Source organism: Halomonas sp. CKK8, from assembly GCF_029625235.1.
Lineage (GTDB): Bacteria > Pseudomonadota > Gammaproteobacteria > Pseudomonadales > Halomonadaceae > Halomonas > Halomonas ventosae.
Map to the genome: position 1 here is coordinate 3,794,648 of NZ_CP121193.1, position 16,086 is coordinate 3,810,733.

The window sequence follows — 16,086 nt, forward strand, 5'->3', positions numbered from 1 at the left end:
CACGGCGCCCCGCGGGGCGCCGTGTCGTGTCGGCAGGGGGTCGGGGCTCAGACGGTGCGCGAGTAGCGTCCCGGGCCGTGGCTCAGGTAGGCATCGAAGGCCATGGCCGCGTTGCGCATCATCAGCCGCCCAGCCGGCAACACCTCGATGCTCCCCTCATCGATCGCCAGCAGGCCGTCGTCCGCCATCTCCTCCAGCTCGGTGAGCGCATCGGCGAAATAGTCGCGGAAATCGATGTGGTGGGCCGCCTCGATCGCGGCGAAGTCGATGCGGCCATGGCACATCAGGGCGTTGATCACATCGCGACGCAGCAGGTCATCGTCATTGAGGCGATAACCGCGCATCACCGGCAGCCGCCCCGCCTCGAGGCGCGCCTGGTATTGGGCCGTTTCCTTGACGTTCTGGCTGTAGCTGTCGCCCACCTTGCCGATGGCGGTATTGCCCAGGCCGATCAGGTCGCAGTCGGCATGGGTCGAGTAGCCCTGGAAGTTGCGCTGCAGGGTGCCGTTCTCCTTCGCCAGCGAGAGCTCGTCCTCGGGCAGGGCGAAATGGTCCATGCCGATATAGACATAGCCGGCCTCGGTGAGGCGGCGGATGGTCAGCTCCAGCAGCTCGATCTTGCGCTCCGGCGGCGGCATGTCCTCGGGGCGGATCAGGCGCTGGGCCTTGAACAGCTCCGGCAGGTGGGCGTAGCTGTAGGCGGCGATGCGGTCGGGACGCAGGGCGATGATCTTGGCAAGGGTCTCGTCGAAGCTCGCCACGGTCTGCAGCGGCAGGCCGTAGATCAGGTCGACGCTCACCGACTGGAAGCCGGCCTCGCGGGCCGCGGCCACCAGCTCCACCACCTGGGCCTCGCTCTGGATGCGGTTGACCGCCTCCTGGACCCGGGTGTCGAAGTCCTGCACGCCGAAGCTCAGGCGGTTGAACCCCAGGGCATGGAGCTCGTGGATCTGCTCGGGGGTGACGGTGCGGGGGTCCACCTCCAGGGAGAACTCCCGCGCCTCGGGCTCGGCGAAGTGGAAGGCAGTATCCAGCGCGCCCATCAGCTCGCCGAGCTGGTCGTTGCTCAGGTAGGTGGGGGTGCCACCGCCCAGGTGCAGCTGGGTCATGCGCCGCGAGTCGTCGAACAGCGCCCCCTGGAGCTCGATTTCCCGCTTGAGCCAGGCGAGGTACTCCGCGGCGCGCTCCCGGTTGTGGGTGATGATCTTGTTGCAGGCGCAGTAGTAGCAGAGGCTCTCGCAGAACGGGATGTGCACGTAGGCCGACAGCGGCTTGGGCGTCGCGGCCCGGTTGCTGCGCTCGGCGGCGGCCCGGTAGTCGTCCTCGGCGAAGGCCGCCTGGAACTGCGGCGCCGTGGGATAGGAGGTATAGCGCGGCCCCGGGCGGTCGTACTTCTCGACCAGGGGGCGGATGAACGGCAGGGTGTCTTGCATGATCGAATCGAGCCTCTGGAACCGTAAGGCGGCGGCCGGAGCCGCCACCGCATGGGCGAATTATGCCAGCCATGACCGGGCGCGTCGGTACCCTTCAAGGGGTAGCTGACCCAGATCAAGTCGAGGTAGAAGGCACCCTGGCAGCGGCTTCTCCCCGGCGGCGCCAGTGCACCAGGCGCCATGCCACCAGCAGCCAGGCCAGGCTCCAGGCACCGGCGGCGCCCCACAGCGCCGGCAGGCCGGCGAGAGGCAGCGCAAGCCTCAGCCCCGCCGCCAGGGTGAAGAGCCCGGCCAGGGGCGCCAGCCACCGCTCCTCCCCGGGGCGCCCCCTGGCCCTCAGGATCGCCTGGCGCAGCATGATGCCGCTGGCCAGGGTGCCGAGCGCCCCCATGGTGATCGCGTGCAACCCGCCCGCCGGGGAGTCCCCCGCCAGGAGGTCGCCCGCCATAAGCAGGGCCCCCGCCCCCAGCCAGGCATAGCCGAGCAGCAGGCCGAGCAGGTCCGGCCGATCGCGGAGCCTCCAGGGCGACCAGCGCCAGAGCCGCCCCAGGACCAGTGCCCCGGCCAGCGCCAGCAGCGCGCCGGCCAGCGGCCACAACAGCGGCCAGATCGCCAGCAGCCCCGCCGCGCCCAGCAGGCCGATCAAAGCCGCCTCGAGCCGTGGCTGGACACCGGCTCCGGCCACCCGGTCGCGTGCCATCAGGTGCCCGTTCACCGCCGGGGCGATCACCCGGCCGCCCATGAAGGTCATCAGCAGCAGCAGCCAGAGCACCCCCTGGTGGAGAAGGGGCGAGAGCAGCCCCGGGAGGACCGGACGCGCCGCGAGGCTGGCCACCGCCAGCAGGCAGAGCAGCCCCAGTAGCGGCGAGAGCAGGCGGTTGCGCCACTTCTTGGCCGCCAGGAAGCGCGGCACCAGCGAGACGGCCAGCAGCAGGGCGAAGGCGGCATCGGCCAGCAGCAAGGGCCAGGCCGGGTAGCCCGCCAGTCCGCCGAGACGCCCGACCAGCCACAACCCCGCCAGGAGCGCCAGCCGGCGGGGCGGCAGCGGCCCCAGCAGGTAGCCCGCCATCACCGCCAGGGCGAAGCCGAACAGCAGCTCGCGACCATGGGACGCCGGCGTTGCCAGCATCGGCAGCCCGCCGAACATCCCCGCCAGCGACAGCGGCACCGCCAGGGCCGCGTGCAGGGCGGCGAGCGGAAAGAACAGCGCCCAGGCGGGACGCCGGTCGGTGCGGCGAGTGCCACCGGCTTGACCTGGATCACTGGCAAGGAACCATAACATGCATATAAGTTACATCTTACGGGTGGCCACGCCAATCGCCCACCACGCGACCGAATGCCGCGGTCGCGAATCAAACCTAACAGGCATGATGTTAAGATGATTGGTTTTCTCACCACGCCTCGCGAGGCGTCCGACGCGCCGGGACTCCCATGCACCTGACCCGCTTCACCGACTATTCGCTGCGCGTGCTGATCTACCTGGCCGTCAAGGGCGAGCAGCGCTCGACCATCACCGAGATCGCCGAGCGCTTCGAGATCTCCCGCAACCACCTGATGAAGGTCGTGCAGGACCTCAACCACCGAGGCTACATCACCTCCATCCGTGGCAAGAACGGCGGCCTGCTGCTCAAGCGCGCTCCGGAGACGATCCCGCTGGGCGAGCTGGTTCGCGACACCGAGCGTGACCTGCACCTGGTGGAGTGCTTCGGCGACGATAACGAGTGCATCATCACCCCCGCCTGCCGGCTCAAGCCGATCCTGGCCGAGGCACTCGCCGCCTTCCTCGCCGTGCTCGACCACTACACCCTCGCCGACCTGCTCGGCCCGCAGCGCCCCAGGCTGGTGCGGCTGCTGCAGCTCGACGATACCCCCGCGACGCCCGAGCCCCCCTGACCCCTGCATTAGCACCCTCTTTTACCTTTTCCGCCTCCGGGTCTAGGCTGAACATGACGCACGTCAAGCCTCGCCCGGGCGACGGCTGGCATCATGACCTCGATCGCCCGATGGGGCCCTGCCCGATTCGGGCTTTTTCAAGCACTTAAAGATGCATTTCGGAGGTATGTTATGAAGTCACTGCTCGTAGCCGCCCTGCTGGGCGGGGCCTTCCTGGCCATGGACGCCCAGGCCGCCGGTGACCCCGAGGCCGGCAAGGGCAAGATCGCGGCCTGCGCTGCCTGCCACGGCACCGACGGCATGGGCACCGCGCCGATCTATCCCAACCTCGCCGGCCAGTCCGCCGCCTACCTGGAGAGCGCCATGAAGGCCTACCGCGACGGCCAGCGCGGTGGCGGCATGTCCGCGATCATGGCGCCCCAGGCCCAGGGTCTCTCCGACGAGGACATCGCCGACATCTCCGCCTACTACGCCAGCCTCGAGCCCTGATCCCCGGCCGGCCCTCGGGCCGGCCTCCCCCTGATGGGTGGCGGCCGGGTTACCGCGCTGCACCGCCCAGGCTCATGCCCGCAAGGACCTCGCCATGCCCGCACGACCCCCTCGGCCAGCCGGCGTCGCCGGCCTGCTGCTCGGCCTGCTGCTGCTGATCACCCCGGCCCTCCACGCCCTGGAGCTGGAGCAGGTCCGCGAGGGCTTCCCCGCCGCCGAGCGCCTGGAACCGGCGGAGTCCCAGTGGCCGGTGAGCGAGGTGCACGCCGGTGACGAGCTGCTCGGCTACGCCTTCGAGAGCGTCGACATCGCGCCGATCCCGGCCTACTCGGGCAAGCCGGTCAACCTCCTGGTGGGCATCGACCTGGAAGGGAAGATCGTCCAGGCCGACGTCCTCGGCCATGAGGAGCCCATCATGCTGGTGGGCATCCCGGAGTCGAAGCTCGAGGGCTTCGCCGACGCCCACATCCCTGCCCATGTCAACGACCGCATGAAGGTCGGCGACAACCTGGACGCCATCTCCGGCGCCACCGTCACCGTCATCGTGGTCAGTGACACCATCATGCGCGCCGCGCGCCAGGTGGCCGCCGAGCAGGGGCTGATCGCCGACCCCTCCGCCGCCCCGGCGGCGACGGTCCGGGAGGACGTCTTCGAGCCCGCCGACTGGTCGACGCTGACCGGTGACGGCACCATTCGCCGCCTGCACCTGACCCACGGCGAGGTGGACGAGACCTTTGCCGGCACCCCCGCCGAGGACTACCTGCACACCCCGCAGCCGGCCGACCGCACCTTCATCGAGCTCTTCTACACCTACCTGAACCCGCCCACCGCCGGCCGCAACCTGCTGGGCGATACCGGTTATGACCAGCTGATGAGCGAGCTCGACGAGGGCGAGCACGCCATCGCCGTGATGGGCCGCGGCGACTACTCCTTCAAGGGCTCGGGCTACGTGCGCGGCGGCATCTTCGACCGCCTCGAGCTCTCCCAGGGCAACACCAACGTCAGCTTCCACGACCGCGACCATATCCGCCTGGGCGGCCTGGGCATCGAGGGAGCGCCGCCGTTCGACGAGCGCGACATCTTCATCGTTCGCGACCAGGCCGCCTTCGACCCCGGCCAGCCCTGGCAGCTGGAGCTGCTGGTACGCCGCGCCTCGGGGCCGCTGGATACCGAGTTCAGCCGCTTCAGCGCCGACTACAGCGTCCCCGAGGCCTATATCGAGCGCCCCGAGCCGCCGGTGGAGGAACCGATCTGGGTACAGGTATGGCGCGACAAGGCCTTCCAGATCGCCGTGCTCGCCGCCGGCCTGATCGTGCTCACCGGCATCATGCTGTTCCAGGACGTGCTGGCGCGCCACCCGAGGATCCTGCGCCCGCTGCGCCTAGGCTTTCTGGTCTACACCCTGGTGTTCATCGGCTGGTACTCCCTGGCCCAGCTCTCGGTGGTCAACATCCTGACCTTCACCAACTCGCTGATCAGCGGCTTCAGCTGGAGCTCCTTCCTGATCGACCCGATGATGTTCATCCTCTGGTCCTTCGTGGCGGTAAGCCTGCTGCTGTGGGGCCGCGGGGTGTTCTGCGGCTGGCTCTGCCCCTTCGGCGCCCTTCAGGACCTGGTCAACAAGGCCGCCCGCAAGCTCGGCGTGAAGCAGTTCGAGCCACCCTTCGGCCTGCATGAGCGGCTCTGGGCGCTGAAGTACATCATCCTGCTGGGGCTCTTCGCCCTCTCGCTGCACTCGCTGGGCACCGCCGAGCGCTACGCCGAGGTGGAGCCCTTCAAGACCGCCATCACCCTGCGCTTCCAGCGCGACTGGGCCTTCCTGCTCTACGCCCTGGGCCTGGTGGCGATCTCCGCCTTCAACCACAAGTTCTATTGCCGCTACGTCTGCCCGCTGGGCGCCGGCCTGGCGATCCCTGCGCGCCTGCGGCTGTTCGACTGGCTGAAGCGGCACCGCGGCAGCTGTGGCACGCCGTGCCAGATCTGCGCCAACGAATGCGAAGTGGCCGCCATCCATCCCGATGGCCGCATCAATGCCAACGAGTGCCACTACTGTCTCGATTGCCAGATCACCTACCACGACGACCAGCGCTGCCCGCCGGTGATCAAGCGTCGCAAACGCTACGAGAAGGCGGCCCGTCTGGCCACGGGACAGGGCGGCGTCGAGACCCACGACCCCGGCAGTGCCGGACAACACAAGCTGCAGCGAATCCCGACCCTTCAGGAGGAGTGAATCCATGAGTGACAAGAAGCAAGCGATCGAGAACCTCGGCCGCCGCCACTTCCTGCGCAACAGCGCGGTGACCGGCGTCGCCGGGGCGAGCCTGGCCGGCGGCTTCGGCGCCGGGGCGCTGATGAGCAGCCGCGAGGCCCAGGCCGCCGAGAAAGGCATCGAGGTCGCGCCCGGCGAGCTCGACGAGTACTACGGCTTCTGGAGCGGCGGCCACCAGGGCGAGGTCCGGGTGCTGGGCATCCCCTCCATGCGCGAGCTGATGCGCATCCCGGTGTTCAACATCGACAGCGCCACCGGCTGGGGCATCACCAACGAGTCGAAGCGCATCCTCGGCGACTCGGCGCGCTTCCTCAACGGCGACTGCCACCACCCGCACATCTCGATGACCGACGGCCGTTACGACGGCAAGTACCTGTTCATCAACGACAAGGCCAACACCCGGGTGGCACGCATCCGTCTCGACATCATGAAGACGGACAGGATCACCACCATCCCCAACGTCCAGGCGATCCACGGCCTGCGCCTGCAGAAGGTGCCGCACACCAAGTACGTGTTCGCCAACGCCGAGCTGCCGATCCCCCAGGTCAACGATGGCCGTGACCTGGAGACGCCGGACAACTACTTCACCATGTTCAACGCCATCGATGCCGAGAGCATGGACGTGGCCTGGCAAGTGATCGTCGACGGCAACCTCGACAACACCGATGCCGACTACACCGGCCGCTTCGTGGCCTCGACCTGCTACAACTCCGAGAAGGGCATGACCCTGGCCGACACCATGCGCGCCGAGCGCGACTGGGTGGTGGTGTTCGACGTCGAGGCGATCGAGGCCGCCGTGGCCGCCGGCGAGTACGAGACCCTGGGCGACAGCGAGGTGCCGGTGCTCGACGGCCGCAAGGGCTCGAAGCTGACCCGCTACATCCCGGTGCCCAAGAACCCCCACGGCCTCAACACCTCGCCGGACGGCAAGTACTTCATCGCCAACGGCAAGCTCTCGCCGACCGTCTCGATCATCGCCATCGACAAGCTCCCCGAGCTGTTCGACGGCGCCATCGAACCGCGCGACACCGTGGTCGGCGAACCGGAGCTGGGCCTGGGGCCGCTGCACACCACCTACGATGGCCGCGGCAACGCCTACACCACGCTGTTCATCGACAGCCAGGTGGCCAAGTGGAACATCGAGGACGCCATCCGCGCCTACAACGGCGAGGAGGTGAACTACCTGCGCCAGAAGCTCGACGTCCACTACCAGCCGGGCCACAACCACGCCAGCCTCACCGAGTCCCGGGATGCCGACGGCAAGTGGCTGGTGGTGCTCTCCAAGTTCTCCAAGGACCGCTTCCTGCCGGTGGGCCCGCTGCACCCGGAGAACGACCAGCTGATCGACATCTCCGGCGAGGAGATGAAGCTGGTCCACGACGGCCCTACCTTCGCCGAGCCCCACGACTGCATCCTGCTGCGCGCCGACCAGCTCAACCCCTCGCGGACCTGGACGCGCGACGACCCCTTCTTCGCCGAGACGCGTGCCATGGCCGAGGCCGATGGCGTCACCCTGGAAAGCGACAACAAGGTGATCCGTGACGGCAACAAGGTGCGGGTCTACATGACCTCCATCGCCCCGCAGTTCGGCCTGACCGAGTTCAAGGTCAAGCAGGGCGACGAGGTGACCGTGGTGGTGACCAACCTCGACCAGGTGGAGGACCTGACCCACGGCTTCGTCATGGTCAATCACGGGGCTTCCATGGAGATCGGCCCGCAGCAGACCTCCAGCGTCACCTTCACCGCCGACAGGCCCGGGGTGTACTGGTACTACTGCTCCTGGTTCTGCCATGCCATGCATATGGAGATGACCGGCCGCATGCTGGTCGAGAAGGCCTGATCGCTATCGAATCAAGGTAGCAGGCCAAGGGAGGGTCACCGTTAGCCTCATGAAGCGAGAGGCGCCGGGGACAAGCCGAAGAGGAGGTCCTACGCCAGGGGTGAGGAGCACTGCTCCGAACGGGCGGGCCATGGATGGCCCGCACCGGCCCTGCAAGCGGCGCAGGATGCGAGAGCGCCGCAGGGCGTCGGTAGCGTACAAGGATGTATTCACAGCGCCTCCTCGCAGGCTTGTCGCCGGGTCAGCCTCGAACGATGAAAGCCAACCCTACTGCCCCTCGGAATTCCCCCGCCTTTTCGCGGAGAGACGCATGACCCGACGACTGCGAGACGTCGTCCCCCGACTATTTCTTGTCGCCTGGTGGCTCATGTGGCTGCCGGGGGACCTGCTGGCCGGCGACTTCACGGCCAGCCCCGGCGAGCCGCTGCAGCCGCTCATCGAGCAGGCCAGCGACGGTGACCGCCTGATGCTGCCCGAAGGACGCTACCCCGGACCGCTGGTCATCGACCGCACGCTCACCCTCACGGGCGCGCCAGGCGCGGTGATCGACGCCGGCGGTGAGGGCCACGCCGTGGTGCTCGAGGCCCCGAAGATCGTGCTCGAGGGCGTGACCATCGAGAACTGGGGTGCCAACCTCACCGACATGGACGCCGGCATCTTCGTCGAGGAGAGCGCCACCGGCAGCGTGATTCGCGACTCGCGCCTCACGGGCCCCGGCTTCGGCATCTGGCTCGACGCCGTGGCCGGGGTGGCGGTGCGCGACAACGTGATCCGCGGCGACGAATCGCTGCGCTCCCAGGATCGCGGCAACGGCATCCACCTGTTCAACGTCCGCGACGTCACGGTGGAAGGCAACGACATCCGCCACACCCGCGACGGCATCTATATCGATACCAGCAGCCAGAGCCTGCTGCGCGACAACCACATGCAGGACCTGCGCTACGGGGTGCACTACATGTACGCCCACGACAACCGCCTGGAGGGGAACACCACCCGCGACACCCGCACCGGTTACGCGCTGATGCAGTCCAAGCGGCTCGAGGTGATCGGCAACCGCTCGGAGGATGACCGCCACTACGGCATCCTGATGAACAACATCACTCACTCCACCCTGCGCAGCAATCGCGTCAGCGGCGTCAACCAGCGCCGCGATGCCCAGGGCCAGGGGCTGGTCAGCGGCGCGGAGGGCAAGGCGCTGTTCGTCTACAACGCCCAGTACAATCGCTTCGAGGCCAACCGCCTGGCCGACAGCGACATCGGCATCCACCTCACTGCCGGCTCCGAGGACAACGAGCTGGTGGGCAACGCCTTCGTCGACAACCGCCAGCAGGTGATGTACGTGGCCACCCGCGCCCAGGAGTGGTCCGAGGCGGGGCGCGGCAACTACTGGAGCGACTACCTGGGCTGGGACCTGGCCGGCGACGGCATCGGCGACACCCCCTACGAGCCCAACGACGCCATGGACCGCCTGCTGTGGCGCTATCCGGTGGCGCGGCTGCTGATGCACAGCCCGGCGGTGCTGGCTCTGCGCTGGGTGCAGCGGCAGTTCCCGGTGTTCCGCCCCCAGGGGGTCAAGGACAGCCACCCGCTGATGAACGAACCCGACCCGAATGGACCCGGCTTGAACCAACGCAACCTCGGAGACGCCGACGCATGAGCGCGGTAATCGATTTCCAGGGCGTCACCCGCCGCGACGGCGAGCTGGTGCGCCTCGACGCCCTCGACCTTGCGGTGAGCGAGGGCGAGGTACTGGCCCTGCTGGGCCACAACGGCGCCGGCAAGACCACCACCATGCACCTGATCCTCGGCCTGCTCTCGCCCAGCGCGGGGCGTGTGGCGGTGCTAGGCGGCGCCCCCGACGGCGCCCACGCCGAGACGCTGCGCCGCCGCCTGGGCTACCTGCCCGAGAACGTCAGCTTCTACGAGCAGTTGAGCGGCCAGGAGGTGCTCGACTATTTCGCCCGCCTCAAGCGGGTCGACCGTGGCCAGGTGGGCGAACTGCTGGATCGGGTCGGCCTCGGCCATGCCGCCCATCGTCGGGTGAAGACCTACTCCAAGGGCATGCGCCAGCGCCTGGGGCTGGCCCAGGCGTTGCTCGGCGACCCTCGCCTGCTGCTGCTTGACGAGCCCACCACCGGCCTCGACCCGGCCGCCACCCGCGACTTCTACGACACCGTGCGCGGCCTGCGCGAGCGCGGCTGCACGGTGCTGCTCTCCTCCCACGTGCTGCCCGGGGTGGAGCCCTATATCGACCGCGCGCTGATCCTCGGCGGCGGCAAGCGCCTGGCGCTGGGCAGCCTGGCGGACCTGCGCAAGCAGGCCGCGCTGCCGCTCACCGTGCGCGCCCGGGGCCATGGCGGCGACCTCGCCGAGCGGCTCTCGGGCTGGGACGACCCGCGCATCGCGGCCAATCCCGTCAACGGCCACGAGGTGACCCTCAGCGTGCCGCCGGATGCCAAGCTCGCCGTGCTGCGCCGGCTCACCGACACCGCCGGCGTCGAGGACATCGAGCTGCTGCCACCCACCCTCGAGCACCTCTACACCCACTTCTCCACCGGACTCTCGCCCGCGCAACGAGGAGACCCCCGATGAACGCAATCCTGACCATCGCCGGCAAGGAGTTCCGCGACGGCCTGCGCAACCGCTGGGTGCTGGCCATCGCCCTGGTGCTGGCCTTCCTCGCCGTGGGCATCGCCGGGTTCGGCGCCGCCGCCAGCGGCGGCCTGGGCTTCACCTCGCTGGCTACCACCCTGGTCAGCCTGGCGACACTAGCGGTGTTCCTGATCCCGCTGATCGCCCTGCTGCTGGCCTATGACGCCGTGGTCGGCGAGCAGGAGGCAGGCACCCTGCTGTTGCTGCTTACCTATCCCATCAGCCGCACCCAGCTGCTGCTCGGCAAGTTCCTCGGCCATGGCCTGATCCTCGGCGCCGCCACGGCGCTGGGCTTCGGGGTCGCCGGGGCGGTGATCGCGGTGGGCGCCGAGGGCGTGGCGCTCGGCGAGCTGGCCGCCGGCATGGGCCTGCTGATCGGCAGCAGCATCCTGCTGGGCTGGGTGTTCATCGCCTTCGCCTACCTGATCAGCGTGTGGGTCTCCGAGAAGGCCCGTGCCGCCGGCCTGGCGCTGGTGGTGTGGTTCCTGTTCGTGCTGGTCTTCGACCTGGGGCTGCTGGCGCTGCTGGTCAGCGTCAAGCAGGGCGGCGACTGGCTGCCCTGGCTGCTGCTGCTCAACCCCACCGAATGCTTCCGCCTGATCAACCTGGCCGGCTTCGAGGCGGCACGCGACTATAGCGGCCTCACCTCCATCGCCGAGGGCAGCGCCTTCCGCCCCGCCGTGGTGACCGCCATCCTGGTGGCCTGGGTGCTGGTTCCTCTGGGCCTGGCGCTGCTGCGTTTCCGGCACCGTTCGGCCTGACCCCCTTCCTTACCGGAGCCATCCCATGCCCCGTCTGCTGATGCTGGTCCCGTTACTCTTCCCGCTGCTGCTGGCTGGCTGCAGCGAACCCGAACCCGAGACGCTGGCCGCCGCCGTGCCCATCGAGTCCGGCGATAGCTGCCATGTCTGCGGCATGCTGATCGGTGAGCACCCCGGTCCCAAGGGCGAGGCCTTCCTCGACAGGCAGGGCGAGGCGCTGAAGTTCTGCTCCACCATGGACCTCTTCGCCTTCCTCAGGCAGCCCGAGAACGAGACCCGCCTCTCCCATGCCTATGTCCACGACATCGGGGTAACGTCCTGGGGCGAGCCCGCGGACGAGGCCTTCATCCTGGCAAGCGAGGCCGTCTATGTGGTGGGCCACGACCGGCGCGGCGCCATGGGCCATACCCTGGCCTCCTTCGCCGACGAGGCCGACGCCGAGGCATTCCGCGAGGCGCACGGCGGCGAGCGGGTGAGCTTCGAGGAGATCGACCTCGACCTGCTGGGCCGCCTGGGGCGCGGCGAGCTGGGGGGACATGTCGACCCGGGCATGGGCGGCATGCCCGACCACGACTGACGAGGGCGCGGGCACCGGGGCAGGACAGCCCCTGGTCTCCATGCTAGCCTCGGCGCATCGCCGCCCGAGGAAACCCCACGCCATGCCCCGCCTCTCCCGTCTCGCCCTGCTTCTGTTGCTGCCGCTCTGCCTGGCCCTGGCCGGGACGGTGTCGGCCACCGACTTCAACACCGGCGACGTCCGGGCCCATGGCGGCTGGCACTCGCTGGTGCTGTCGCTGGGCGAGGAACGCCACTTCCGGGCCATCGACCAGCAGAGCTACAGCGACGCCATCCTCAGCGTCAACGCCAGCGCCGGGGCCTGCGACGTGCCCTGGCTGGAGCTGCGCGTGGCGCTCGCCGAGAACCAGGCCGAGAGCGCCACGGTGAACCGCGTGCCTGCCGACCTGCGCGTCGATCAGGCGACCATCCACAGCGGCAGCGCCGCCTTCGTCACCGAGCGCGGCGACGATGGCTTCTACGTGCGCTTCGCGCTCCCCGACCTGGCGCTGCTGCTCGAGGAGATGGCCGAAGGCGAGCTGCTGCGCCTGCGCATGATGCGCGGCCCCGACGACCCCTGGTTCATGGTCTTCGGCCTGGCGGGCGCCGGCGAGGCGATCGCCCGCCTGCGTCGCCTGTGCGACACGGCCGAGCGCTGAGGGGACCGCGGAGGGTTCGCAGAGATCGAGAGGAGGAGAAGCCGTGGCCGTGCTGCTGTTCCACCTGCGCAACGTGCCCGAGGAGGAGGCCGAGGAGGTACGCCAGCTGCTCGACGAGCACGGCCTGGAGACTTTCGAGACCCGGGCGGGCTTCTGGGGGCTCGGCGTGGCCGCAATCTGGCTGCGTGACCCGCACGAGCTGGCACGGGCCCGCGCGCTGATCGACACCTACCAGCAGGCGCTCGGTGAGCGCGTGCGACGCGAGCATGATGCCCTCGCCGAACGCGGCGAGGCGCCCACCCTGTGGCGGCGCCTGGCGCGCCAGCCGATCCGCACGCTGCTGTTCGCCCTGCTCGCCGCCGCGGTGCTCGCCCTCTCGCTGCTGCCCTTCCTGTGGCTGGCCGGCTGACGCCGCCTCAGGCGCGTGGCCGGCGACTCTCGTCGCGCAGCGCGGCCAGCGCAGGCCCCAGGTCCCCGGCCAGCGCGGCCACCGCCGGCCGCGCATGGAAGTAGCCCTGCTGGCGGCTGATCCCGGCGCGCGCCAGCCACAGAGCCTCCTCCCGGGTCTCCACGCCTTCGGCGATCAGCAGGATGTCGAGCTCGTCGGCCAGTGACTTCACGGCCTGCAGCAGGACCTGGCGGCGGCGGTCGCCGTCGCAGCCCATGATCAGCTCGCGGTCGACCTTGAGCCGGTCGGGGGTGAGGTCGGTGAGCAGGTCCAGGTTGGCGTAGCCGTTGCCGAAGTCGTCCAGCGCCGTGGCGAAGCCCATGGCGCGATAGGCCTCGATGATGCTGCGCAGGTGCTGGCGGTCCCTGACCCGTTCGGTCTCGGTGATCTCGAAGACGATGCGCTCGGTGGGCCAGCCGACCCGTGCCGAGACGTCCAGGGTCGCCTGGATGCAGGCCTCGGGCTCGTAGACGGCATTGGGCAGGAAGTTGATCGACAGGCTCTCGCGCATGCCCAGCTCGCTGGCCATCTCGATGGCCCGCACCCGGCACGCCTGGTCGAAGCGGTAGAGCAGGTCATCGGTGACCTGGGAGAGGACACTCCAGGCCGACTCCCCATCCGGCCCCCGCACCAGCGCCTCGTAGGTGGTGACCCGCGCCGCGTCCACGTCGACGATCGGCTGGAAGGCCATGGTGAAGTCGAAGGGCAGCTCCCCTTCGCAGCGGCCGCAGTGCCCCGCGACTCGCGCACAGCTCGACATCGGTGACTCCTTGTCAGTGCTCATCGATCTCTTACCCGGCAACCGGTGCGGGGCGCTTTCGGCCTGGCCGAGGGCAGGCAACGACGCACCCACTATCCCAAGCGCGAGGGGGTGACGCAATCTCCGGGCCGCGCACGGCCCGTTGCCATCGGGCAGTTCACGACGCGCCGGCAAGGGTGTAGGGTCATCGCCAGACCCCACGAGGAACACCAGCCCTTGAACGCCCCGACACGCTACAGCGATGCCCAGATCGCCGCCGCCCTGGAGACCTGCGCGCGGGAGCCGGTGCACATTCCGGGAGCCATCCAGCCGGCAGGGGGCCTGGTCAGCCTCGATGGCACCATGCGCCAGGTCCGGCAGGTCAGTGCCAACCTCGAGGAGGTGCTCGGGATCGGCGTCGCCGAGGCCCTGTGCCTCTCGCCACGGGAGCTCCTCGGCGAGCGACTGGTCGACCGGCTGCAGCAGGAGCTGGCCGACCAGGAGCGACTGCCGGCGGCGCTCACCACCCGTACCCGGGTGAAGGGGCGTGTGCGCCACCTGCACGTGGTCGCCTATCGCAGCGGCTCACGACTGGTGGTCGAGCTCGAGCCCCTCGCCCGGCCCGATGAGCGACGTCTGCTGGCGCTGGTCAACGAATGGCTGGTCCAGGTGGGCGAGATCGATGACGAGGAGCGACTGCTCCAGGCCCTGACCCGCATGGTCCAGCGACTCACCGGCCACGAGCGGGTGATGGTCTACCGCTTCGACGATCAGTGGAACGGCCGGGTGGTCGCCGAGCACCGCCTTCCCCCGGCCGAGAGCTTCCTGGGACACCACTTCCCGGCCAGCGACATTCCCGCCCAGGTCCGCCGGCTCTACGACATCAACCGGGTCCGGAGCATCCCCGATGCCGCCGCGCCACCCATCCCGCTGGTGCCCGCCACGGACCCGCACGACCCCGCCCCGCTGGACCTCTCGCGGGGCGTGCTGCGCGCCGTCTCGCCCATCCACCAGGAGTACCTGCGCAACATGGGGGTGAGCGCCTCCCTCTCCATCGCCATGCATGACGAGGGACGGCTGTGGGGCCTGCTGGCCTGCCATGGCCTGGGCCCCAGCCCCCTGTCCGCGGCGGACCGGGATGCCGCACGCGCCCTGGTGCAGATCGCCCTTCCGCGACTGATGCTGATACACGCCCGTGCCGAGGCCCGACTGCTGCAGAGCATCCACGACAGCCGCGACCTGCTGGCCGGGGAGCGAGGGCTGCTGGTCGACCCCGGCGAGATGGTCAAGCGCCACGGCCAGCAGTGGCTCGACCTGCTGCGTGCCGCCGGGGTGGCGCTGGTCCAGGAGGACCGGGTCCACGGGGTCGGTCGGCGGCCGGACGACCGTCGGCTCGAGGCCATGGCCGCGTGGCTCGGTCGCCACCAGCGCCATGACATGCCCTGGGCCACCCATACCCTGGGGGAGACGCCGCTGGCCGAGTGGCAGCAGGGTGACCTCTGCGGCCTGCTCGCCGCCCCGCTGCCCAGCGACGAGCGGCGGCCCGCCTGGCTGATGCTGTTCCGGCACGAGCAGCGCGAGGCGCGCCGCTGGGCCGGCAAGCCCGAGGACGTGCCCATGGAGCGGGACGGCCGGCTAATCATGTCCCCGCGCCGCTCCTTCGCCCAGTGGCAGGAGGAGGTCGCGGGGCGCAGTCGGGCCTGGGGGGCCATGGAACGCCGCGCCGCCGGCGACCTCGCCGAGGACCTCGCCGTGCTGGCCTCCGGCCACCAGATCCACCGGCTGAACGTGCAGCTGAGCCAGGCCAACGAGCAGCTGAAGTCGCTGGCCTTCAGCGACAGCCTGACCGGCAGCTGGAACCGCTATCGCATGGAGCAGGCCATCGACGCGGCCCTGAGCGCCGCCGAGCGCTACGGCCACCCCTGCGCGGTGCTACTGTTCGACGTGGACCATTTCAAGCAGTTCAACGACACCCACGGCCATGAGGCCGGGGATCGGGTGCTGGTCGAGATCACCCGGGCCCTGCAGGTCTCCCTGCGCGACAGCGACACCCTGGGGCGCTGGGGCGGCGAGGAGTTCCTGGTGCTGGCCAGCCACTGCGACGGGCAGGGGGCCCTGCACCTGGCGGAGCGCCTGCGCCGGTGCGTGGAGGGCGTCGAGCTGGGCGAGCTGGGCCGGGTGACCATCAGCATCGGCGTGACCGGCTGGCATCCCGGCGACACCCGCAAGCGGCTGGTCGCGCGGGCCGATGAGGCGATGTACCGGGCCAAGCAGAACGGGCGCAACCGGGTGGAGCAGGCAGCGGAGAGCGCCGCCCAGGCGTGAGGCGCCGGCCATAAACGAGCCTG

At 69.6% G+C, this 16,086-nt stretch carries 14 protein-coding genes; 11 read left to right on the forward strand and 3 right to left on the reverse strand.

Annotated elements, in window-relative coordinates; all coding sequences use genetic code 11:
* Positions 1 to 47 precede the first annotated feature (47 nt).
* Positions 48 to 1,433 carry an oxygen-independent coproporphyrinogen III oxidase gene (gene hemN, locus P8934_RS17950; RefSeq protein WP_278032212.1) on the reverse strand — a complete coding sequence of 462 codons (1,386 nt, stop codon included), beginning with the start codon at positions 1,431 to 1,433 and terminating at the stop codon, positions 48 to 50.
* Positions 1,434 to 1,548: 115 nt separating this feature from the next.
* Entirely contained in the window at positions 1,549 to 2,715 is a 1,167-nt protein-coding gene (locus tag P8934_RS17955) for an NnrS family protein (RefSeq protein WP_278032213.1), read from the reverse strand.
* 149 nt (positions 2,716 to 2,864) lie between these two features.
* Between P8934_RS17955 and P8934_RS17960 the strand changes: the two genes are divergently transcribed.
* From P8934_RS17960 to P8934_RS18005, 10 genes are all read left to right on the forward strand, one after another.
* The gene (locus P8934_RS17960; RefSeq protein ID WP_278032214.1) at positions 2,865 to 3,326 is read left to right on the forward strand and encodes an Rrf2 family transcriptional regulator; all 462 of its coding nucleotides are present in this window, start codon (positions 2,865 to 2,867) and stop codon (positions 3,324 to 3,326) included.
* A gap of 171 nt (positions 3,327 to 3,497) precedes the next feature.
* The gene (locus P8934_RS17965; protein ID WP_278032215.1) at positions 3,498 to 3,815 is read left to right on the forward strand and encodes a cytochrome c; all 318 of its coding nucleotides are present in this window, start codon (positions 3,498 to 3,500) and stop codon (positions 3,813 to 3,815) included.
* A gap of 94 nt (positions 3,816 to 3,909) precedes the next feature.
* The gene (locus P8934_RS17970) at positions 3,910 to 6,045 is read left to right on the forward strand and encodes a NosR/NirI family protein (RefSeq protein WP_278032216.1); all 2,136 of its coding nucleotides are present in this window, start codon (positions 3,910 to 3,912) and stop codon (positions 6,043 to 6,045) included.
* A 4-nt stretch (positions 6,046 to 6,049) separates the two neighbouring features.
* Positions 6,050 to 7,924: a TAT-dependent nitrous-oxide reductase gene (nosZ, locus tag P8934_RS17975; protein WP_278032217.1), complete on the forward strand. Its 1,875-nt coding sequence runs from the start codon at positions 6,050 to 6,052 to the stop codon at positions 7,922 to 7,924.
* A 310-nt stretch (positions 7,925 to 8,234) separates the two neighbouring features.
* The gene (locus tag P8934_RS17980) at positions 8,235 to 9,581 is read left to right on the forward strand and encodes a nitrous oxide reductase family maturation protein NosD (RefSeq protein WP_278032218.1); all 1,347 of its coding nucleotides are present in this window, start codon (positions 8,235 to 8,237) and stop codon (positions 9,579 to 9,581) included.
* Positions 9,578 to 10,516, forward strand: coding sequence for an ABC transporter ATP-binding protein (locus P8934_RS17985; protein ID WP_278032219.1), 939 nt, complete (start codon positions 9,578 to 9,580; stop codon positions 10,514 to 10,516). Before P8934_RS17980 ends, P8934_RS17985 begins: the two co-directional genes overlap by 4 nt.
* Positions 10,513 to 11,337 carry an ABC transporter permease gene (locus tag P8934_RS17990; protein WP_278032220.1) on the forward strand — a complete coding sequence of 275 codons (825 nt, stop codon included), beginning with the start codon at positions 10,513 to 10,515 and terminating at the stop codon, positions 11,335 to 11,337. Before P8934_RS17985 ends, P8934_RS17990 begins: the two co-directional genes overlap by 4 nt.
* A 25-nt stretch (positions 11,338 to 11,362) precedes the next feature.
* On the forward strand, positions 11,363 to 11,914 hold the full coding sequence (locus P8934_RS17995) for a nitrous oxide reductase accessory protein NosL (RefSeq protein ID WP_278032221.1): 552 nt from the start codon (positions 11,363 to 11,365) through the stop codon (positions 11,912 to 11,914).
* Between the two features lie 82 nt (positions 11,915 to 11,996).
* Positions 11,997 to 12,551 carry a hypothetical protein gene (locus P8934_RS18000; RefSeq protein ID WP_278032222.1) on the forward strand — a complete coding sequence of 185 codons (555 nt, stop codon included), beginning with the start codon at positions 11,997 to 11,999 and terminating at the stop codon, positions 12,549 to 12,551.
* A 43-nt stretch (positions 12,552 to 12,594) separates the two neighbouring features.
* Positions 12,595 to 12,960 carry a DUF6164 family protein gene (locus P8934_RS18005; RefSeq protein ID WP_278032223.1) on the forward strand — a complete coding sequence of 122 codons (366 nt, stop codon included), beginning with the start codon at positions 12,595 to 12,597 and terminating at the stop codon, positions 12,958 to 12,960.
* 7 nt (positions 12,961 to 12,967) lie between these two features.
* Here P8934_RS18005 and P8934_RS18010 read toward each other — a convergent pair whose 3' ends face one another.
* Positions 12,968 to 13,759, reverse strand: coding sequence for an EAL domain-containing protein (locus tag P8934_RS18010; protein ID WP_278034061.1), 792 nt, complete (start codon positions 13,757 to 13,759; stop codon positions 12,968 to 12,970).
* A 216-nt stretch (positions 13,760 to 13,975) separates the two neighbouring features.
* Here P8934_RS18010 and P8934_RS18015 point away from each other — a divergent pair, with 216 nt between their 5' ends.
* Positions 13,976 to 16,063 carry a sensor domain-containing diguanylate cyclase gene (locus tag P8934_RS18015; protein WP_278032224.1) on the forward strand — a complete coding sequence of 696 codons (2,088 nt, stop codon included), beginning with the start codon at positions 13,976 to 13,978 and terminating at the stop codon, positions 16,061 to 16,063.
* Positions 16,064 to 16,086: the final 23 nt, after the last annotated feature.